Raw genomic sequence first — 20,136 nt, 5'->3', positions numbered from 1 at the left:
GGAGGCGGAGCGGGCGGGACGCCAAAGCGCGCCCCCGGGAAGACCCCGGGTCGGGGCGAGAAGAACGCGCGGCACGGACGAGGCGGCCCCGTATGGGGCCGCCTCGGAAGGGGGCTGTGAGCCGGGACTACGCGCGCTCGTAGACGGTGCGTCCGCCCACGATCGTGCGGACGACGTCATAGGAGTCGTCCATGAGCACGAGGTCGGCATGCGCGCCGACGGCGATACGGCCGCGGTCCGTCCAGCCGAAGAGGCGCGCGGGGTTCTCGGAGAGCGGCTTGGCGGCCTTCTCCACCGGCGCCCCGGTGAACTTCATGAAGTTGCGCAGCGCGGTGGCCTGCGTGAGGGTGGAGCCGGCGCGCACGCCGGTGGAGGCGAGCTTGGCGTCGCCGTCCTCCACCACGACGTCGTTGACGCCGAGCTTGTAGTTGCCGTCCGGCAGGCCGGCGGCCATGATGGAGTCCGTGATGCCGAGCAGGCGGTCCCACCCCTTGGCCTTGACGTAGAGGCGCACCGTTCCCGGCACGAGGTGGCGGCCGTCGCAGATGGTCTCCGCGTAGATGTCGCTCTCGAGCGCCACGCCAAAGATCGCGGGCTCGTGCTGATGGAAGAGGCGCATCGCGTTGCCCACGTGCGTTGCGGCCTTGGCGCCCGCGTTCACGCACGCCCAGGAGAGGTCGTAGCCGGCGCCGCTGTGCCCGATGGCACAGGTGATGCCCAGGGCCTCGAGCTGCGGGATGAGCTCGGGCACGCCCGGGACCTCCGGGGCGAGCGTGGTGTAGAGGACGTGCCCGCCGGCAGCCTCCTGGTACTGGCGGAAGAGGTCGGCCGAGGCCTCGTGCATGAGCAGGTGCTCGGGCATGGCGCCCTTGTACTCGCTCGAGAGGCACGGCCCCTCCAGGTGGATGCCGAGGAGCGCGGCGCCGTCGTAGGGGCCGCCCTCGATGACCTGTCGGGCCTGCTCGATGCACCAGAGCGTCTGCTCCGGCGTGTCCGTGAGGATGGAGCAGAGCCAGCCCGTGGTGCCCTGGGAGGCGAAGAAGCGGCCGATGGTGCGCAGGCCCTCGACGTCGGCGGCGTTCACGTCAAAGCCCGCGGCGCCGTGCGTGTGCACGTCGATGAAGCCCGGCAGGGCGAGAAGCCCGCTCGCGTCGACGACCGGAAGGTCCTTCTCGTTGTCATAGGCCGAGGAGAGGCCGGTGACCACGCCGTCCTCGACGGTGACGTTGAGGCGTGCGAGCTCGTCGCCCGCGAGCACGCGCGCGCCGGTGATGTAGCAGTTGGACAGCATGAGCGCGCCTCCCTAGTACGCCTGGTGACGGGCCACGTCGTTCACGTAGATCTTGGCGTCGGGGTGACCCTGCAGGAGCGTGGCCGGGAAGGCGGCGGTGGGCTCGCCGTAGGCGGCGCGGCGCACGACGCCGCGGTGCCAGTCGCGGAACACGCCAAGGCGGACCTTGCGGGCGCCCAGGATCTCGCGCATGCCGATGGTCACGCAGCGGTGCGGCATGTCCTCGAGCGCGCCGCCGAGGTCGCCCACGGAGTTGGTGGCGCGGGTCTCGGGGTGGATGTCGAGGGCGCGGGTCTCGAGCGCGGCGAACTCCTCGCAGGTGAGCTCCGGCTGGGGCTCGTTGAAGGCGAGGTGCCCCGTGATGCCGATGCCGCCGAAGGCGATGTCCACGCCGCCGAGCTCGTCGATCACGCGGCCGATGTGGCCGGGGTCGTGCGGGTCGGGGAAGATGCGCTGCTCCTCGGGCATCACGAGCTCGGGGTCGATCCTGTCGTAGACGTTGCGCGCCATGAAGCCGCGGAAGGAGAGCGGGTTGTCGATGCTGATCCACTCGTCGTTGTCGTCCAGGTACTCGTCCATGTTGATGAACCAGCAGTCCTTGAGGGAGATGCGCTGGTCGTTGACCATCTTCACGAAGTAGGGGTAGTGGCCCACCGGGCCCACCGGGCAGATGAAGACGGTTTTCTCGCCACGGGCGTTGTGCTCGCGGATGGTGCTCACCATCTCGAGGGCGAGGTCGAAGAACACCTCGGCGGAGTCGGCGGCGCAGACGAGCGGGACGCGCGCGTCGCGACCGAGGTCCTCGGCGGAGATGTGATAGTAGTCCATGCTTCCTCCTTGTCTCGCATGAGCGAAACGGCCTCCCCGCGCGGATGGGGAGGGACACCCCGCTGCGGAGAGGCCGTAAGTTGGGGGGACCGGTAGGGGCCCTCAGGTTCCGATCACCTCAGAGCGTACTACTTGATGGTCTCATAGAGCTCGTCGGACTCGGTGATGACGTCGACCAGGACGTAGTCCTCGACCGGCACCTCGGCCTCGATCTGACCGCCGTCCAGGAAGACCTTCTGCTGGGCCTCGTAGTAGCCGGTGATGACGTCAACGTTGCCGATGGCGTCGACCGCGCCGGCCCAGTCGCCCTCGCCCGTGGACTGAAGGAGCGTGTCCTCGGGGACGCCGAGCTCGGAGGCAAGGAGCTTGGCCACGTCGTCGATGTGCTCGTTGCGGTAGACCTTGCCCTTGTCCAGGGCGGCGCCAAAGCGGACGAGGACGTCGTGGTTCTCCTCGGCGTACTCGGGCAGGCAGACGTAGGAGCCGGGGAAGGCGACCTCGTCGGAGTAGTCGGTGTTGGTGCCGAGGACGAGGTAGTCGTCGCCGAGCTGCTCCTCGAGGGTGACGGTGTTGGGCGACCAGGTGGCGGCGGCGTCGATCTGGCCGGAGATGAGGGCCGTCGTCATGCCGGAGACGTCCATCTCGACGGTGTTGATGTCGTCGGTGGTGAGGCCGGCGTCCTTGAGCACGTACTGGAGGATGATCTCAGAGGAGGTGCCGGAGGCGACGCCCACCGTCTTGCCGGCGAGGTCGGCGCCGGTCTCGATGCCGTGGGACTTGTTGGCGACGACGCAGTCGGCCTGGGAGAGCTGGTCGAAGGCGAAGATCTTGGCCTGGCCCTGGATGCAGAGGGAGTGGGCGCCGTGGCCGATCTGGGAGATGTCGACGGAGCCGGACTGCATGGCCGTGATCTCGGCCGGGCCGGCCTGGAACTGCTCGGTCTCGACGGTGATGCCGACCTCGTCGAAGTAGCCCTGGTCGATGGCCGAGAAGAGCGTGGCGGCAGAGCCCAGGTTGGGCATGAAGGCCACGTGCACGGTGACGGGCTCGTACTCGCTGCCGGCAGGCTCCTCGGAGGCGTCGTCGGAGGTGCTGTCGGCCTCGGGCTCCTTGGTCCCGCCGTCGCAGCCGGCGAGGACGAGGCCCGAGCCCACGACGCCGGCGGCACCGGCGACCTTGAGGAACGAGCGGCGGGTGAGCTGGTTCATGTCAAGCTTCTTCATTGCGTTTCCTTTCCTTCCGACGGCGAGTCCTTCTCGCCGCCCTCCCGTGTTGCGGGGGCGCACCCCCGTGAAAAACCTGCTGGAACGCTACTTGCGAACGGACAGGTACTCCTGGTAGACCTGGCTCCAGATGTGGTTCTTGAGCTCGAGGAAGCGCGGGCTCATCTTGGTCTCCTGCGTGCGGGGATACGGGATGTCGATGTCCACGATCTCCTTCACGCGGCCCGGGCGGGCGTACATGATGACGACGCGCTGGGCGAGGATGATGGCCTCCTCGACGTCGTGCGTGATGAAGAAGCAGGTCTTCTGCTCCTTCTCCCAGGTCTCGAGCAGCTCGGACTGGAGCTGGGTGCGGGTCTGGGCGTCAAGGGCGCCGAAGGGCTCGTCCATGAGCAGGACCTTGGGGTTGACCGCATAGGCGCGGGCGATGGCCACACGCTGCTTCATGCCGCCCGAGAGCTCCTTGGGATAGGAGTGCACGAAGTCCTGGAGCTCGACGAGCTTGATGTACTTGAGCGCGATCTCCTCGGCCTCCTTGTCGGACTTGCCTTGGAGCTTGAGGCCGAACTTGACGTTCTCGAGCACCGTGAGCCAGGGGAAGAGCGCGTACTGCTGGAAGACGATGCCGCGGTCGGGACCGGGGCCCGTGACCTCCTGGCCGTCCACCAGGACGCGGCCCTCGGTGGGCTCCTCGAGGCCACCGATGATGTTCAGGAGCGTGGACTTACCGCAGCCGGACGGCCCGACGACGCACACGAACTCGTTCTCGTGGATGTCGAAGTTGGCGCCGTTGAGGGCGACCACCTCGCCCTTGCGGGTGTTGAACTTCTTGACCACGTTCTCGATGTGGACCTTTACTGCTGAATCGTTTCCTGCCATCCCGTGAACCTCCTCTCAAGGAACCGAACGATCTTCTCGAAGCAGATGCCGATGATGCCGAGCAGGATGATGCCCAGGAGCACGACGTCCATCTGGTAGTAGCCGCTCGCCTGCTGGATCATCATGCCGATGCCCTTGTCGCCGCCGACGATCTCGGACGCCATGAGCGTGGTGAGCGAGGTGGAGAGGCCGAGGCGCGCCGCGACGAGGATGAACGGCGTGGAGGCGGGGATGGTGACCTTGAAGAAGATGTCCTTCTGGGTGGCGCCGAGCACGCGCGCCGCCTTGATGAGCGTGACGTCCACGCCCTTGACGCCCTGGTAGATGGTGATGACCATGACGAGGAACGCGGCGATGAAGATGACCGTGATCTTGGAGGTCTGGCCGATGCCGAGGGCGGCGATAATCAGGAAGACGTAGGCCAGCGGCGGGATGTTGCGGATGAACTGGATCCACGGCTCGACGACGTGGCGGAACGGGTCATACCACGCCATGAGGAACGCCACCGGGATGGACACCACGAAGGCGATGCCAAAGCCCGTGAGGACGCGGGAGACCGACGCCCAGACGTGCTCCCAGAGCAGGCCGCTCTCCGCACGCTCGAGGAAGGCCGCGAGGACCTTCTCAGGAGACGCGAAGACGGCGGGCCACGTGCCCGATGCGGCGAGCCACAGGGCCACGGCCAGCGCCAGGGAGATCAGCGCCCAAGCCCAGCTTGGCACCTTGCTCCAGATGGGTACTTTCTTCTCTTTCAATGACGGCCTCCTTCGTTCGATCCCGTCATCCCCCTCCTTCCGAACTGCGTGGGGGCGGCGGGAGCATCCGGCGTTTGAGCGTGCGCGGTGGTGCTATCAGAGCAAGAGCTGCAAGCGAGAAGAACGGGGAGAAACGAAGTGCGACTCAGTCGTTTTCTACTCAAACGATTAAGTTATGGACATGTAAACACGGCTTTTCGGGAATTGCTAGAGTTAAGTTCTCGTAAATACCGCTTGCAGCGAATTTGGTACCGCTCGGGACCTATCTGACCCTCTAGCTCGGTAAACGGTAGTTATTTGACCGTAAGCGTGTTTCTCGAAGTTTCTGAGCCTTTACCCCGCAGGTCATGGTAAACAGATAGTATCTCGCTTAATCGAAAAAGCGAGAATGACGATAGGAGGCGAGATGGGCAGGCGAACCACGCTCAAGGACGTCGCACAGGAAGCCGGGGTTACGGCGGCCACCGTCTCCTACGTCATCAACAACACCCCCGGCCAGTCCATCCGACTGGAGACCCGCGAGCGGGTGCTCCAGGCGGCGCGCAAGCTCAACTACATGCCCAACGCGCACGCGCGCACCCTGAGGAGCCGCAACATCCCCTGCGTGGGCGTCGTCCTGAGGAGGAACCTCGCCGTCCCCCGCTTCAGCCAGATGGCCTACGGCATCCAGACGCGGCTCGAGCAGGACGGCTACAACGTCCTTCTCCTCGGCAACAAGGTCGACAGCCTCGGGCACGCCGACTACGCGAGCGCCTACCTCGCCGGCCGCGTGGGCGGCATCATCTTCATCGGCATCGAGAACGAGGGGCCCGACGAGGAGAGCCTCAAGGTCCTCCAGGAGGAGCGCGCTCCGCTCGTGGTCTTTGACTGCCAACGGCAGGCGGACGCCTACAGCACCGTCGACCTCGACTACCGCGGCGGCGCCCGTCTCGTCACCTCGCGCGTGGTGGAGCGGGGCTGCCGGCGCGTCCTCTACCTGAGGCCCCAGATCGACACCGCCCAGGAGCGCCTGCGCGAGCAGGGCGTGCGTGACATCTGCCAGGCGTCCGGCGTGCAGCTCGAGGTCCGCGACGCCCCCATCGACCTCAGCAACATCGACATCTGGGACGAGCGCTACACGGTGGGCAACACCGAGGACGGCATCAGGCTCACCGCCCGGCTCCTCGAGATGGCCTCGGGCATCCTCTCCGAGACGCGTGACGGCGACGCGATCATCACCAGCTGGGCCACCTGGACCCACTTCTTCCGGAAGATCGACTCCGACCGCAACATCGTCTACGCCGAGCTCGCCAACAACGGCGAGAACTGGCTTGCCGCCAACTTCTATACGCGCCTTCCCAACTACGAGACGGGGGTCGCCTGCGCGGACGAGATCGTCTCGCTCATGCGCGGCGGGGCCCCCTCCGCACGAATCATCAAGCTCACCAACGTCATCGAGCCCAAGATCGAGCCCCGGCGGCACTAGCGGAAGGAGGGCCGCCCGCCGGCGAGCACAGAGCATACGCACCACCGCGAGAAGCACCGTCAGCACCGCAATCTGTCAGCGCCCGGGTAGGCCGGGCACGAACAAGGAGATGGTCACATGGCACTCGTTCCGCTCAAGCCCGTCCTGGACGCCGCGCGAAGGGGCGGCTACGCCCAGGGCGCGTTCAACGTCAACGCCGTCTGCCAGGCAAAGGCCGTGATCGAGGTCCACGAGATGCTGAGGAGCGCCGCCATCCTGCAGGGCGCCGACCTCGCCAACGCCTTCATGGGAGGGCGCGCGGACTTTGCCAACGGCACGGTCGAGGACAAGATCGTCGGCGCCAGGAACATCGGCGACGCCGTGAAGAGGTACGGCGAGAACAGCCCCGTCCCCGTGGTCCTGCACCTCGACCACGGCCGTGACATGGAGAGCGTGAAGGCTGCCATCGCCGGCGGCTACACCTCCGTCATGATCGACGGATCGTCCCTGCCGCTCGAGGAGAACATGGAGCTCACGCGAGAGGTCGTCAAGTACGCGCACCCGCGCGGCGTCTCCGTCGAGGGCGAGCTCGGCGTGCTTGCCGGCGTCGAGGACCACGTCTTCGCCGCGTCGAGCACCTACACCAACCCGCTCACCGCGGTCGAGTTCGTCCGCAACACCAAGGTCGACGCGCTCGCCATCAGCTACGGCACCATGCACGGCCCCTCCAAGGGCAAGGACGTCAAGCTCCGCCGCGAGATCCCCATCGCCATCCGCGAGTGCCTCGCCCACGAGGGGCTCGACTGCGCGCTCGTGAGCCACGGCTCCTCGACCGTCCCCGCCTACATCGTGCGTGAGATCAACGCCCTCGGCGGCAACATCCAGAACGCCTACGGCATCAGCCTCGACGAGCTCAAGGCCGCAATCCCCGCCGGCATCAACAAGATCAACGTGGACACCGACATCCGCCTCGCGGTGACCCGCAACATGCGCGAGCTCTTCGCCAAGCGCCCGGAGCTCCAGGAGAGCCCGTCGATCGGCGGCGTCTACCAGCTGCTCAAGGAGCACCCCGAGAACCCGGATCCGCGCGTCTTCCTCCCCGCCGTCTACGACACCGTCATGTACGGCGTGGTTGAGGACGACGACCGCGCGGCTCTGGTCGAGGTCATCGAGGCCGGCGTGAAGGAGGCCGTGGCCACCCTCATCGTCGAGTTCGGCAGCTATGGCCACGCGCCCGACACCGAGCTCGTCACGCTCGAGGAGATGGCCGAGCGCTACGAGAAGGCGGGGATCTAGCCATGGCGGCAGACGGCCTGCTCGTCGTCCACGGCGGCGGCCCCACCGCGGTCATCAACGCGTCGCTCTACGGCGCCGTCGACGAGGCCCTGAACACGCCGGGCGTCGGGCGGGTGCTCGGCGCGCTCGGCGGCGTGGGCGGCATCACCGACGGCAGCCTCGTCGACTTTGGCCAGGTGCCGCGCGAGAAGCTCGACCTGCTGCCCTTCTCGCCCTCCTCGGCCATCGGCACGAGCCGCAAGCCCCTCGAGGACGAGGACTACCGCGAGCTCGCGCACGCGCTCGACCGCCAGGGCATCCGCTGGCTCCTCTGCACCGGCGGCAACGGGACGATGGACACCTGCGGCAAGATCTGGCGCGCCTGCCATGAGGAGGGCGTGCCCATCGACGTGGTGGGCATTCCCAAGACCATGGACAACGACATCGCGGTGACCGACCACGCGCCCGGCTTTGCGAGCGCCGCGCGCTACATGGCGGCGACGACGTCGGCCATCTGCTGCGACGTGCGCGGGCTTCCCATCCACATCGTCATCGTGGAGGCCATGGGCAGAAACGCCGGCTGGGTCACGGCCGCGAGCTGCTTTGCCGACGAGTCCGGCACCGGCGGCCCCGACCTCATCTACCTGCCCGAGCGCGACTTCGACGAGCGCGCCTTCCTCGACGACGCCCAACGCCTCATCGACGAGAAGGGCTCGGGCGTCGTGGTGGTGAGCGAGGGCCTGCACGCGGCCGACGGGACCCCCGTCGCCCCACCCCTCATGACCGTGGGCAGGGCAACGTACTTCGGCGACGTCTCTGCGCACCTCGCCAGGCTCGTGATCTCCGAGCTGGGCTACAAGGCGCGCTCCGAGAAGCCCGGCCTCATCGGCCGCGCCTCCATCGCCTGGCAGAGCCCCGTCGACCGCGAGGAGGCCATCGACTGCGGGCGCGAGGCCACCCGCGCCGTGCTCGAGGGCGACTCCGGCAAGATGGTGGGCATCGAGCGCGTATCCAGCGAGCCCTACGAGGCGTGCCTCATCCGCATCCCCATCGAGCAGGTGATGCTCGACGAGCGCACGATGCCCGACGAGTACATAAACGAGCGCGGCAACGGCGTGACCGACGCGTTCCGCAGCTGGTGCCGCCCGCTGCTGGGCCCTGCCCTCCCCCGCTTCGCGAGCTTCGTGTGACGCGGGACGGGCGGGAAGCAAAGAGATTGGAGCCTTCATGAAGCACATCTTCCTCAACCTCAAGCGCTTTGACATCACCCCCGAGCTCGGCGGCGTCAACCGCCTCGCCGAGCCCGCGCGCTGGGGCGAGACCGTCGCCTCGTCCATCAGGGGCGTTGCCGAGAAGTACGCCGACGTCGCGGAGTTTGCGGCGTTTCTCCCGGAGGCGCACCTCGTGGGCGCCTGCGCCGGCGCCGAGGGCAGCCCGCTCGGGATCGGCTGCCAGGGCGTCCACGTGGCCGACACCGCCCCGGGCGGCAACTTCGGCGCCTTCACCACGCTGCGCACCGGCAACTCCGTCGCCCAGCTCGGCTGCGGGTGGGCCCTCATCGGCCACTGCGAGGAGCGCATGAACCTCCGCGCGATCCTGGGCGAGGTCGGGGCGGACCCGGCCGACGTCGAGGCCGCCGTGAGCCGCATCCTCTCCCGCGAGGTCCGCGCCGCCCAGGCGGCCGGCCTCAAGGTGCTCTTCTGCATGGGCGAGCGCGAGGAGGAGGTCGACGACTGGGAGGTCGTCCTCACCGCTCAGGTGACCCAGGGCCTCGAGGGCGCCGACCTCTCCGGCGTGCGCATCGCCTACGAGCCCGTCTGGAGCATCGGACCCGGCAAGACGCCCGCCGACGCACCCTACATCACCAAGGTCGCCCGCCTCGTCAAGAGCGTCGTCCCCGGCGTCGACGTGGTCTACGGAGGCGGCCTCAAGGCCGACAACGCAGAGATGCTCGCCAGCATCCCCGAGATCGACGGCGGCCTCATCGCCCTCACGCGCTTCATCGGCGAGATCGGCTTCTACCCCGAGGAGTACGCCCAGATCGTCGACCTCTACCTCAAGTGACGTGCAAAAGGGACAGTCACTTTTGCACGCCCCCTCACGTCCGTCCCACAGAAAGGAAACCTCATGCATCTGGACTTTGAGTACGGCAACGGCATGCTCGGGGCCGAGCTGCCCGACAGCACCGACGTCTTCATCACCGGCGAGACCGTCAAGGACCCCGAGTGCCTGCCGCAGGACTGGGACAGCCTCTACAGCGCCACGCTCGAGAGCATCCGCAACCCCATCGGCATGGAGCCGCTCGCCGACCTCGCGCACCCCGGCGCCAAGGTCGTCATCGTCATCCCCGACATCGTGAAGGGCGGCACGCAGCCCACCTCCCACCGCAAGGTGGCCATCCGCGCCTGCCTCGACGAGCTCTTCGCCAACGGCGTCTCCCACGACGACGTGCTCCTGCTCTTCTCCAACGGCCTGCACCCCCGTACCTCCACCGCCGAGGCCAAGCTCATCCTGGGCGAGGACCTCTACAACGAGTTCGAGGGCACGGGCCAGATCACGAGCCACGACTCCGAGGACTACGACCACCTCGTCGACCTCGGCTTCACCCCGCAGGGCGACCACGTGATCATGAACAGGTACGTCTACGACGCCGACATCGCCATCCTCATCGGCCACACGCAGGGCAACCCCTACGGCGGCTACTCGGGCGGCTACAAGCACTGCGCCACCGGCATCACCCACTGGCGCTCCATCAGCGCCCACCACGTGCCGCGCGTCATGAGCCGCCCGGACTTCGTCCCCGTCTCCACCTCCTCCCTCATGCGCGACAAGTTTGACCAGCAGGGCATGTTCATGGAAGAGAAGATGGGCAAGAAGTTCTTCTGCTGCGACGCCGTGCTCGACACCTGGAGCCGCCAGATCGCCATCTTCTCCGGCTACGCCGCCGAGATGCAGCCCGTCTCCTGGAAGCTCGCCGACAAGCGCACCTACGTGCACTGGGCCGAGAAGAAGTACGACATCGTGGTCATGGGCATGCCCACCAACTTCCACTACGGCGACGGCATGGGCACCAACCCCATCCAGATGATGCAGGCCGTCTCCGCCCAGGTCATCCGCCACAAGCGCATCCTCTCCGACCACTGCGTCTTTGTCATCGCCAGCTACTGCAACGGCTGGTTCCACGACGAGCGCTGGCCCTACCTGCGCGAGCAGTGGGAGCTCTGGCAGTCCGACAAGATGAACACCCTCGACGAGATGATCAAGTACGGCGAGTACTTCGCCACCAACGAGGAGTACATCCGCAAGTACCGCTTTGCCAACGCCTTCCACCCGTTCCATGGCTTCAGCATGATGACCTGCGGAAACCTTGCCGAGAAGTACCTCAGCGCCACCTACATCGTGGGCGCGCAGAAGCCCGGCATCGCCCGCACCATGGGCCTCAAGACCCGCCCGACCTTCGAGGAGGCCATCGCGGACGCCACGCGCAAGTTCACCGACGGCAACCCCAACATCCTGGCGCTACCGCACGCCTACAACCGCGCCGTGCCGCACCTCTGCATGAAGGACCCGTCCCAGAACAGCCACTTCCGCGACGACGCCCCCGCGCACCCCTGCGGCTGCTAGGCGCGACGGATGCTTCGGCTTAACGAGACGTTCCTCGGCGCCCGGGTGACCTCCGACGAGGTCGCCCGGGCCTCGGCCGCCCACGCCGACGTGCTTGCGCGCTGCCAGGCGGGCGAGGGGCGCCACGCCGGCTCCCTCGGCTGGCTCCACGTGGACGACTGGGCCTCGGACGAGAAGATCGCCCGGGTCGAGGGCCTTGCCGCGCAGCTGCGCGAACGCGCGGACACCTTTGTCCTTATCGGCGTCGGCGGCTCCAACAACGCCGCGCGCGCCGCGCTCTGCGCGCTGGGCGCGCGCGGCGGCTCGCTCGACGGGATGCACCGCGTGGTCTACGCGGGCAACACCCTCTCCGCCTTTGCGCTTCGGCGCGTTCTGGAGGACCTCGAGGGCCACGAGGTCGTCATCGACTGCGTGGCCAAGAACTTCGAGACGCTGGAGCCTGGGTCATCCTTCCGGCTGCTGCGTCAGTGGCTCGTCGAACGGCATGGCGAGAAGAACGCGGCATCGCGCATCGTCTGCTGCGGCACGCCGGACTCCCACCTCGAGAGGCTCTGCCACGACCACGGCTATACGTTCACGACCTTCCCCGGGCCCGTGGGCGGGCGCTACACGGCGCTCACCGAGGTGCACCTCCTGCCCCTCGCCTTCGCCGGCGCCGATGTCCGGGCCCTCGTGGCCGGCGCCCGCGCCGAGGAGGCCCTCCTGCGCGACGGCACGGAGGACCCCCTGGTAAACGCTGCCTGGCGCTACGCGCTCATCCGCAGGCTCGCCTGGGACGCGGGGCTGCGCGTGGAGCTCCTGAGCTTCTTCGAGCCTCGCTTCCGCTGGCTCTCCAAGTGGTACGAGCAGCTCTTTGGCGAGAGCGAGGGCAAGGACGGTCGCGGACTCTTCCCAGCCTCGGCCGAGTACTCCGAGGAGCTTCACAGCCTGGGCCAGTACGTGCAGGACGGCACGCCCCAGGTCATGGAGACCTTCCTCGACGTGCTCGAGCCCGGCGAGGGAGACTCCCTCGTCCTGGGGGGCTCGGACATCGACGACCGCTTTGGGTACCTCGACGGCGTCGACTTCTGGGACGTCAACAAGGCGAGCTTTGCGGCCACGCGCGCCGCGCACGCATCGGCGCTCCCCTGCCCCACTCTTGAGCTCGACCGTCTGGATGCCGAGCATCTGGGAAGGCTCTTCTACTTCCTCATGTTCTCGTGCTACCTCTCGGCGAGCCTGCTCGGCGTCAACCCCTTCGACCAGCCCGGGGTGGAGTCCTACAAGCAGCTCATGTTCCGCACGCTCGGGCGCCGCTAGGGCAGCGTCACACGCCCCCCAGGCGCGCCCCCGCGCCACGTCCTTCTCGCCACCTGCGAAGGTGTGAGAAGGACCGCGTGGGGGACGCGCCTCCCTTGTGCCGGGGCTAGCCTCGATGGCCGGCAAACGAGCGCAGGCCGCGCACGATGGTGTCATGCGCCTCCTGGCGGGCCGTATCGAAGAACTCGGCACTGAGCAGCTGATAGACGGGCACGCCGCTCACGTGCTCATCGCGGTTCTTCTCGACGATGCGCCGTGCGACGTCGGCCGCGGCACGCGCGTCGCGCTCGAGGATCGAGTACGGCGGAAACGCGGCACACTGGGCGAGAAGGGCCTCGTCGACGCTCGGGACCATCGAGATGTCGAGCGTGCGGCCAAAGAGCGCGAAGTCCGCCTGCTTGCCGATGCGCGCCCGCTCGCCGGGCTTCACCCCGATGAGCTCCAGATAGCGACGCGTATGGGCGTTGTAGACGTGGTCGGTCACGAGATGTGCCCACGCGCCGAGCGTGAGGTCGCTCACCTGCTCCTGGCGCGCCACGTAGAAGTTCCAGAACTCGTCATAGCTGGGCAGGGGGATGTGCTCGCGCAGGGCCTGGTGCGTGAGCTTGTAGTCGATGCGGTACGTGGTGTCGGGGACCATGTAGCCCACGTAGATGTCCGGGGCGAGGTTGCCCAGGAGAAACGCGTTGGCGTCGCGGACGCCCAGCGACTCGGCGCCCTCCTCCCGGAGGAGCCGCTCGACGTGCGCGGTGTGGATGTTCCAGCTTGGCATGGATGCCCTCCGGGGCTAGATGTACGCAGACCCGCGCGCCTGCTCGAGCTCGAGAATCGTCGCGGCGTTGCGCTGCTCGGTGTAGCTCAGGATCGAGCCGGAGCGGGCGTCGAAGTCGTCAGGCGAGTAGGTCGGGGTGTACCAGGACTTGTCGCTGAAGTAGCGGACGAGGTCGTCGTTTCTGAACTCGCGGCCATGGCGGGCATAGATCTCGTTTCTCGCGAGGTAGAGCTCCCAGTCGCTCAGGTGGGAGATCTCGCTCGTCGAGTACTCGTACGTGGCGCTGTACGGGAGGATGTAGTCGTCGTTCACGTGCACGACCGTCGATGCGGGCGGGGCGGGCGCTCGGTCGTTGCCCTCGACCACCACGACCACGTTGTTCTGCTGCGTGCCGACGGCATCCCCCGACGCGTCGTCGGCGCTCGCATCCTCCTCCGATTCGGCCTTCCCCGCTTCGGCCGCCTCGTCCTTCTCGGCCTCCTCATCAGAGGCCTCGGCCTCCTCCGCGGGGGCTGGGTCATCCGCAGGCTGCTCCTGGACGCTCTGAGCCGGCTCGTCCCGCGGGCCGCCGAAGGGGTTCGCCACCACGACGACGAGCGCGACCACCGCGACGAGCGCGACCACGGACATGACGACGGCCACGATGGAGCTGCCGTGCGGGCGCGCCCCGCCGGGCTGAGAAGGCGTGGAGGGGACGGGAGGGGCGGGCGCAGCCGGTGGGACGGCGGCGGTCTTGTCGGCATCGCCCGTGCTGACGGGGGCGCCGCACGAGTCGCAGAACTTCGCGCCGTCGGAAATCTCGGCGCCGCAGTTTGAGCAGAACATGGTCCCTCCTTGCAACAGCGTCACCCAGACAGTGTAACCCTAACGCGGCGCGGCCGGACGCAATCGCGCCCGGCCGCCGTCATGACAGATAAACCCGTCCCCTTTGTCAGGCTAGCTGCGGACCTCGCCGCCGGTGGACTTGCAGACCTTGGTCACGAGCTTGGAGTGGGCCTTCTCCACCTCGTCGGAGGTGAGGGTGCGGTCGGCCGCACGGTAGGTGAGCGAGAAGGCCATGGACTTCTTGCCCTTGCCCACGCGCTCGTCATCGCGGTAGACGTCGAAGAGGCGGACGTCAGCGAGCAGCTTTCCGCCGGCCGAGGAGATGCGCTGCATGAGGGTCTCGCAGGTCACCGACTCGTCCACGACGATGGCGAGGTCCACGTCCACGCCGGGCAGCGTGGGCACGTCCTCGTAGGGCAGCTGGTCCACCGCGAGGCGCAGCAGCGCCGCCTGGGAGAGCTCGAAGGCCACCACGGGCGCGTCCACGCCCATGGCCTTGAGGCCGCGCGGGTGGACGTTGCCGACCCAGCCGATGACCTGGCCGCCGCCGGCCGTGACCTCGGCGGCGCGGCCCGGCTGGAGCCACGGGTACTGATCGGGGTCGGCGACCTTGAAGCGGACCTTCGTGAGGCGCAGGGCGTCGAGCAGCTCCTCGACCACGCCCTTGGCGTCGAAGAAGTCGTACTCGTCAAAGTGCTGGTTCCACGCGTCGTCGGCGCGCTTGCCGGCCATGACGCCGCAGACGTAGCTCGGCTCGTCGGGGAGGCTCCGGCTCTCGTGGCCAAAGAAGACGCGGCCGATCTCGTAGAGCGCGACGTTGGCGACGCCGTGATCGAGGTTGTACGCCACGGAGCGGAGCAGCCCCGGCAGCATGGAGCGGCGCATCTCGGACTGCTCGGCCACGAGCGGGCGGATGATCTTCACGGGCACGCCACGACCGGTCTCGGGGATGCCCAGACGGGCGAGGTCGTCCGGCGCGGCGAAGTTGTACGTGGAGGTCTCCGAGAGGCCGCAGGAGCGCAGGACCTGGCCGATCTTGCGGACGCGGCGCTGCTCGACGGTGAGGCCGCCGGCGTGGTTCTTGGCTGCGGGCAGCGTGGCCTCGATGTCGCCCTCGCCCCAGAGGCGCACGACCTCCTCGATGAGGTCGACCTCGCGGGTGAGGTCAGGCCGGTTGGTGGGGGCGGTCACGACGTAGTGCTCGATGTCGTTCTTCTCGACCGTGCAGCCAAGGCGCTCGAGGCGGGACATCATGAACGAGTTGGTGATGGGGGCGCCGGCAAGCGCGCGGGCGCGATACGGGCGGAACTCGATGCGCGCCGGGGCGTCGTCCGCCTCCCCGGGGTAGACGTCCACGATGCCCGGGCAGACCTCGGCGCCGCAGCACTCCTCAAAGAGCGCGGCCGCGATCTCGGTCACGTTGGCGCAGTTGGAGCCGTCGACCTGACGCTCGTAGCGGATGGAGGCCTCGCTCATGAGGTCGAGGTTGCGCGAGGTGCGCGACGTATGGCCGCTCGAGAAGTTCGCGCTCTCGAGAAGGACGTCGACGGTCTCCTCCGTGATCTCGGAGTCGAGGCCGCCCATGACGCCGGCAAGCGCGATCGGGGTGTGACCGTCGTCGGTGATGAGGCACATGTCGTGCGTGAGCTCGCGCTCCTGGCCATCGAGCGTCACGAGCTTCTCGCCGTCGTGTGCGGCGCGGACCACGATGTGGCGGCGGCCGTCGCGCTCCGTGAGCTTGCCCAGGTCAAAGGCGTGGAGCGGCTGGCCGGTAAGGTACATCACGTAGTTGGTCACGTCCACGACGTTGTTGATCGAGCGTCCGCCGGCGGCGGCAACGCGCTGGGCGAGCCACTCGGGCGAGGGGCCGATCTTGACGTTGCGCACCACGCGAGCGGTGTAGCGCGGGCAGAGCTCGGGATCGTCAATCGTCACGTCGACGAGGTCGGCGGCATTCGGGCCCTGCTCGACCTTCACGGCGGGCAGCTCGATGTGGGTGTCCTCGTCGAGGATGGCCGCGACCTCGGTGGCGATGCCGGTCATGGAGAGGCAGTCGGGGCGGTTGGGCGTGATCTCGCAGTCGATCACGGTATCGGACATGCCGAGGTAGTCGGTGAAGTCCATCCCCACCGGCGCGTCCTCGGGCAGGATCAGGATTCCCTCGTGGTCGTTGCCGAGGCCCAGCTCCCGGGCCGAGCAGTTCATGCCGCAGGACTCGACGCCGCGCAGCTTGCTCTTCTTGATCTTGAAGTCACCGGGCAGCACGGCGCCGATCATGGCGCACACGATGTGGTCGCCCTCGTTGAAGTTCTGGGCGCCGCAGACGATCTGCAGGGGGACGGGGTTGCCGTTCGCGTCCACGTTCTTGTCGCCCACGCTGACCTGGCAGAGCCACATGTGGTCGGAGTCGGGGTGAGGCTTCTTGCTCACGACCTGGGCCGTGACCACGTGCTCGAGGTTGGCGCCGACCTTCTCCACCGCCTCGACCTCGGTGCCGGTGCGGGTGAACTCGGCCACGAGCTCGACGGGGTCTGCCGGCACGTCGACCATGCTCTTGAGCCACTCATATGAGACGCGCATTTCTCTTCTCCTTCTCGCGCGATTCGAAACATGTTTCCGTCAGTTCTGTGCCACTGGCGTCAGGTTTATTTGGCATGCCAAATAAACCTGACGCCAGTGGCGCGTTAGAACTGACGGAGGAAGCGCATGTCGCCGGTCATCAGCATGCGCAGGTCGGGCAGGTCGTAGCGAAGGGCCGCCACGCGCTCGACGCCGATGCCGAAGGCGAATCCGGTGTACTTCTCGGGATCGATGCCGCAGAACTCGAAGACGTTGGGGTCCACCATGCCGGCGCCCAGGATCTCAAGCCAGCCGGTGTTCTTGCAGAAGCGGCAGCCCTTGCCGCCGCAGACGCCGCAGGAGACGTCGACCTCGCAGCTGGGCTCGGTGAACGGGAAGAAGTGCGGGCGGTAGCGCGTGGCGCGGTCCTTGCCGAAGATCTCGCGCGTGAAGTAGTCAAGCGTGCCCTTGAGGTCGCCAAAGGTGATGCCCTCGTCCACGACGAGGCCCTCCACCTGCGTGAACTGCGGCAGGTGGTTAGCGTCGGCGGTATCCGGGCGGAAGACGGTGCCCGGGCAGATCATGTAGATGGGCGGCTTCTTGTTCTCCATAACGTGCACCTGGACGCCGGAGGTCTGGGTGCGCAGCAGGATGTCGGACTCGCCCTGGACGTTGGTCTCCTCGGCGTGGAGCATCGTGCCCGGCGCGTTGTCCACCACGTAGAAGGTGTCCTTGGCGGAACGGCTGGGGTGGTCCTCCGGCGCGTTGAGCGCGGTGAAGTTGTACCAGGTGCTCTCCACGTAGGGACCGTCCTCGACGGTGTAGCCGAGCCCCACGAAGATGTCCTCGATCTCCTCGCGAATCTGGCTGATGAGGTGCTGGGTGCCCTGGGAGAGGCGACGTCCCGGCAGCGTGACGTCAACGGCATCGGCGGCCATCTTCTGCTCCAGGAGCGCGGCGGAGAGCTCCTCCTTGCGCGCCTTGAGCGCGGCGTCCACGGTGGCGCGGACGGTGTTGGCGAGCTGGCCCATGGCCGGGCGCTCCTCGGGCGGCACCTTGCCCATCGAACGCATGATGGCCGTGAGCTGGCCCTTCTTGCCCAGGTAGCTCACGCGCAGGGCCTCGAGGGCCTCCATGGTCTCGGCGGCGGCCAGGCCCTCCTGGAACTGGGCCTCGATCGCCTTGAGGTCGTCGGACATCGACATCGTGCAATCCCTTCTCTACTAAAAAACCGCCCCTCGGCAGCCGTGCTGCTGCCCAAGGACGGAATGATCCGCGGTACCACCTCGGTTGGCGCGTCGGGTTGTCTCCCCCGAGCGCCCGCTCTTCTGCCCCGTGCCGTGGGACTGACGGCTTCCCTACTGAGCGTGCAAAGGGGACAGTCACTTTTGCACGTTCCGTGCGTGACCGCCCGAGCGTGCAAAAGTGACTGTCCCCTTTGCACGCCGCACGACCGTTCAGGTCGCGGCTGGTGGAGTGAACTCCGGGCCTCTGCCTTGGAGGGGGCTCTCAGCCGGTGACCCCCATCTCTTGTCCGCTGGCAACGCGACGCCCAGACCTCTCCGTCATCGCCTAGCGTGACATGATAGCACAGCCCGGGCAAGCGGCATACCCCTATGTGCAATTGTCCCGATAGTGTGAAACTTTCGAGCCAGTCTCTGCAATCAGGGGGATAGTGCGAAGCCATTTTTGCCGATTTCCTTCTCCACGAGCCCCAAATTTTGATTTGATTTCACATAAACGCAGATGTTTTGAGAGGCGCTACTCAGACGGAGGCGAAAAACCCTTCGCACTATCCCCCTGACTGCAGAGGCATGTCCGACTTTTTCGCACTATCCCCCTGACTGCAGAGGCATGTCCGACTTTTTCGCACTATCCCCCTGATTGCATCGAACGGCCGTCGAGCGCCGCTCCGATCTGGGCGTCACGTGCTATACGAATGTCAGGGCAGAGGCGTCCACGACATCGAGCCAGGCAATATAGGTGTTGGGGTAGTGACTGGCAAGGAGGCGCCCCGCGTCGACGCCAAGGCAGAGACGGGTCAGCGTGAGCAGGCCGGCAGGGGACGTGAGCTCGTCGAAGCTCGACACCTCGCTCCCCAGCTCGCCCAGCATCCCGTCCACCGTCTCCCGGTCGGAGGGGTCGTAGGGGCACTCCGTCCCCATGCTGCGCTCGTACGAGTCGCGCATGGCGCCATACGACCGGTCGAAGGCCGTCTGGCCCTCGGCGGGAAGCCACACGTCCTGACCGTACCGGCGGTAGCCCCACTCTGCGAGCGGCAGCTGGGGAACCAGGTCGGAGGGATTGAGCACGTTGAAGACGTTGTCGTAGGTGGCGTCACGCGCGTCTTCCGCCGAGGTGCAGTTGGGGGTGGCAAAGGTATACGCGCGCACGTCCCCGGCGGAGGGAATCGCACCGTGCGCCCCCGAGGCCCCGTCCGCGTAGCTCGCGAGGAGGTTGGCCACGGCACCACCGCGGCTGTGTCCGCAGAAGAGGTAGCTCCGCTCCACCCCGGGGTCCACCGCGACGGCACGCTCCTCGAGGTCGAGGACGATCTCGGCGGCGGCGAGCGTGAAGCCCAGATGGTCGGCATCTCCCAGCTCGCGCGCCACGTCCGAGGTGCCCTCGATCCGGATGTTGGAGAGCCACTCAGACCCATACGACCCGCGCACCACCACGACGCAGAGCTCCTTCTCGGCCCCGGTCTCCCGCGAGCGCAGGCGCTTCGTGGCGAGCGTGTAGGCAACGACGTCCGTTCCGTCGAGAAGCCCCCTCAGCTCGTCGAGCACCTCACTGCGATACCGGTAGGAAGCCGTCGACACCTCGTCGAAGCCCAGGCTCGCAAACGCGTTCTCCGCGAAGGCGGGCACGCTCGAGCCCTGCTGGTAGTAAGCGCTCTCGGCATTGGCGACGGCGGAGAGGACCGCGCAGGTGTGCGCGAGCTCGGCATTGTAGGCCGTCGGGTCCTGGAAGAACCACTCGTCGTCCCAAGTGACCTGTGAGGAGACCTGATGGCCGTCGCCCGAGAACAGCGCGGCGTACTCGATGTCCGTCGTGAACGAGGGAGGCCGCTCCACCGCGCTGACCTCCGGCGCGATGACCGCGTTTGCTCCCGTCGCCTGCTCGATGCGGCGCGCGTGCAGCACCGCTGCCCCGGCCAGCGTCGCGCTGTCGAGAAGGACGACCGTGACAAGCAGGACGAACAGCAGGCTCCGCCGCCGCCTCGTGCGTCTCCGTCCCTCGCCGCGCAGCCGCATCGTCACCTCCGTCCGCCCTTTTTACCATGATACCCGGCAACGCGCCGCAGCTGGCATGCGGCAGGCAACATGACGAAACCGTTAGAAAGGCGGCGGGGCGTCCGC

16 protein-coding genes are annotated in these 20,136 nt (G+C 67.4%); 6 read left to right on the top strand and 10 right to left on the bottom strand.

The features are described 5' to 3' along the window. Nucleotides 1-127 precede the first annotated feature (127 nt). The 5 genes from nagA to E0L17_RS06375 form a co-directional block, all read right to left on the bottom strand. The gene (nagA, locus tag E0L17_RS06395) at nucleotides 128-1,291 is read right to left on the bottom strand and encodes an N-acetylglucosamine-6-phosphate deacetylase (protein ID WP_167930427.1); all 1,164 of its coding nucleotides are present in this window, start codon (nucleotides 1,289-1,291) and stop codon (nucleotides 128-130) included. Nucleotides 1,292-1,303: 12 nt separating this feature from the next. Continuing rightward, a complete protein-coding gene (locus E0L17_RS06390) occupies nucleotides 1,304-2,119 on the bottom strand; it encodes a sugar phosphate isomerase family (protein ID WP_167930426.1) in 816 nt (271 codons plus the stop codon). A gap of 128 nt (nucleotides 2,120-2,247) precedes the next feature. After that, nucleotides 2,248-3,342 (bottom strand): substrate-binding domain-containing protein, encoded by a 1,095-nt coding sequence (locus tag E0L17_RS06385; RefSeq protein WP_167930425.1) that lies wholly within the window; start codon nucleotides 3,340-3,342, stop codon nucleotides 2,248-2,250. A gap of 87 nt (nucleotides 3,343-3,429) precedes the next feature. Then, nucleotides 3,430-4,221 carry an ABC transporter ATP-binding protein gene (locus E0L17_RS06380; protein ID WP_075279592.1) on the bottom strand — a complete coding sequence of 264 codons (792 nt, stop codon included), beginning with the start codon at nucleotides 4,219-4,221 and terminating at the stop codon, nucleotides 3,430-3,432. Beyond that, nucleotides 4,197-4,976: an ABC transporter permease gene (locus E0L17_RS06375; protein ID WP_075279591.1), complete on the bottom strand. Its 780-nt coding sequence runs from the start codon at nucleotides 4,974-4,976 to the stop codon at nucleotides 4,197-4,199. The genes E0L17_RS06380 and E0L17_RS06375 overlap by 25 nt, the downstream gene beginning before the upstream one ends. Nucleotides 4,977-5,382: 406 nt before the next feature. Here E0L17_RS06375 and E0L17_RS06370 point away from each other — a divergent pair, with 406 nt between their 5' ends. From E0L17_RS06370 to E0L17_RS06345, 6 genes are all read left to right on the top strand, one after another. Further along, nucleotides 5,383-6,441: a LacI family DNA-binding transcriptional regulator gene (locus tag E0L17_RS06370; protein WP_167930424.1), complete on the top strand. Its 1,059-nt coding sequence runs from the start codon at nucleotides 5,383-5,385 to the stop codon at nucleotides 6,439-6,441. A 117-nt stretch (nucleotides 6,442-6,558) separates the two neighbouring features. Further along, a complete protein-coding gene (locus E0L17_RS06365; protein ID WP_167930423.1) occupies nucleotides 6,559-7,716 on the top strand; it encodes a class II fructose-bisphosphate aldolase in 1,158 nt (385 codons plus the stop codon). Nucleotides 7,717-7,718: 2 nt separating this feature from the next. Continuing rightward, entirely contained in the window at nucleotides 7,719-8,885 is a 1,167-nt protein-coding gene (locus tag E0L17_RS06360) for a diphosphate--fructose-6-phosphate 1-phosphotransferase (RefSeq protein ID WP_167930422.1), read from the top strand. Nucleotides 8,886-8,922: 37 nt separating this feature from the next. Continuing rightward, nucleotides 8,923-9,759: a triose-phosphate isomerase gene (locus E0L17_RS06355; RefSeq protein ID WP_167930421.1), complete on the top strand. Its 837-nt coding sequence runs from the start codon at nucleotides 8,923-8,925 to the stop codon at nucleotides 9,757-9,759. Between the two features lie 63 nt (nucleotides 9,760-9,822). Next, nucleotides 9,823-11,319 carry a lactate racemase domain-containing protein gene (locus tag E0L17_RS06350; protein WP_167930420.1) on the top strand — a complete coding sequence of 499 codons (1,497 nt, stop codon included), beginning with the start codon at nucleotides 9,823-9,825 and terminating at the stop codon, nucleotides 11,317-11,319. A gap of 9 nt (nucleotides 11,320-11,328) precedes the next feature. Further along, nucleotides 11,329-12,618: a phosphoglucose isomerase-related protein gene (locus E0L17_RS06345; RefSeq protein WP_167930419.1), complete on the top strand. Its 1,290-nt coding sequence runs from the start codon at nucleotides 11,329-11,331 to the stop codon at nucleotides 12,616-12,618. A 106-nt stretch (nucleotides 12,619-12,724) separates the two neighbouring features. On the opposite strand, the gene E0L17_RS06340 is transcribed toward E0L17_RS06345, so the two are convergent. The 5 genes from E0L17_RS06340 to E0L17_RS06320 all read right to left on the bottom strand — a co-directional run bounded on the left by E0L17_RS06340 (nucleotide 12,725) and on the right by E0L17_RS06320 (nucleotide 20,031). Then, nucleotides 12,725-13,390 carry a hypothetical protein gene (locus E0L17_RS06340; protein ID WP_167930418.1) on the bottom strand — a complete coding sequence of 222 codons (666 nt, stop codon included), beginning with the start codon at nucleotides 13,388-13,390 and terminating at the stop codon, nucleotides 12,725-12,727. A 15-nt stretch (nucleotides 13,391-13,405) separates the two neighbouring features. Continuing rightward, the gene (locus E0L17_RS06335; protein ID WP_167930417.1) at nucleotides 13,406-14,215 is read right to left on the bottom strand and encodes a YARHG domain-containing protein; all 810 of its coding nucleotides are present in this window, start codon (nucleotides 14,213-14,215) and stop codon (nucleotides 13,406-13,408) included. Nucleotides 14,216-14,326: 111 nt separating this feature from the next. Beyond that, nucleotides 14,327-16,795, bottom strand: coding sequence for a phenylalanine--tRNA ligase subunit beta (gene pheT / locus E0L17_RS06330; protein ID WP_167930416.1), 2,469 nt, complete (start codon nucleotides 16,793-16,795; stop codon nucleotides 14,327-14,329). Between the two features lie 104 nt (nucleotides 16,796-16,899). Beyond that, nucleotides 16,900-17,979 carry a phenylalanine--tRNA ligase subunit alpha gene (gene pheS, locus E0L17_RS06325; protein ID WP_167930415.1) on the bottom strand — a complete coding sequence of 360 codons (1,080 nt, stop codon included), beginning with the start codon at nucleotides 17,977-17,979 and terminating at the stop codon, nucleotides 16,900-16,902. Between the two features lie 726 nt (nucleotides 17,980-18,705). Beyond that, a complete protein-coding gene (locus tag E0L17_RS06320; protein WP_286163337.1) occupies nucleotides 18,706-20,031 on the bottom strand; it encodes a lipase family protein in 1,326 nt (441 codons plus the stop codon). Nucleotides 20,032-20,136 lie beyond the last annotated feature (105 nt).

The organism is Olsenella sp. SW781 (assembly GCF_012027725.1).
GTDB lineage: Bacteria > Actinomycetota > Coriobacteriia > Coriobacteriales > Atopobiaceae > Thermophilibacter.
The sequence above is the reverse complement of the archived record's forward strand: the minus strand, read 5'-3'. Positions and strand labels throughout refer to the sequence as shown.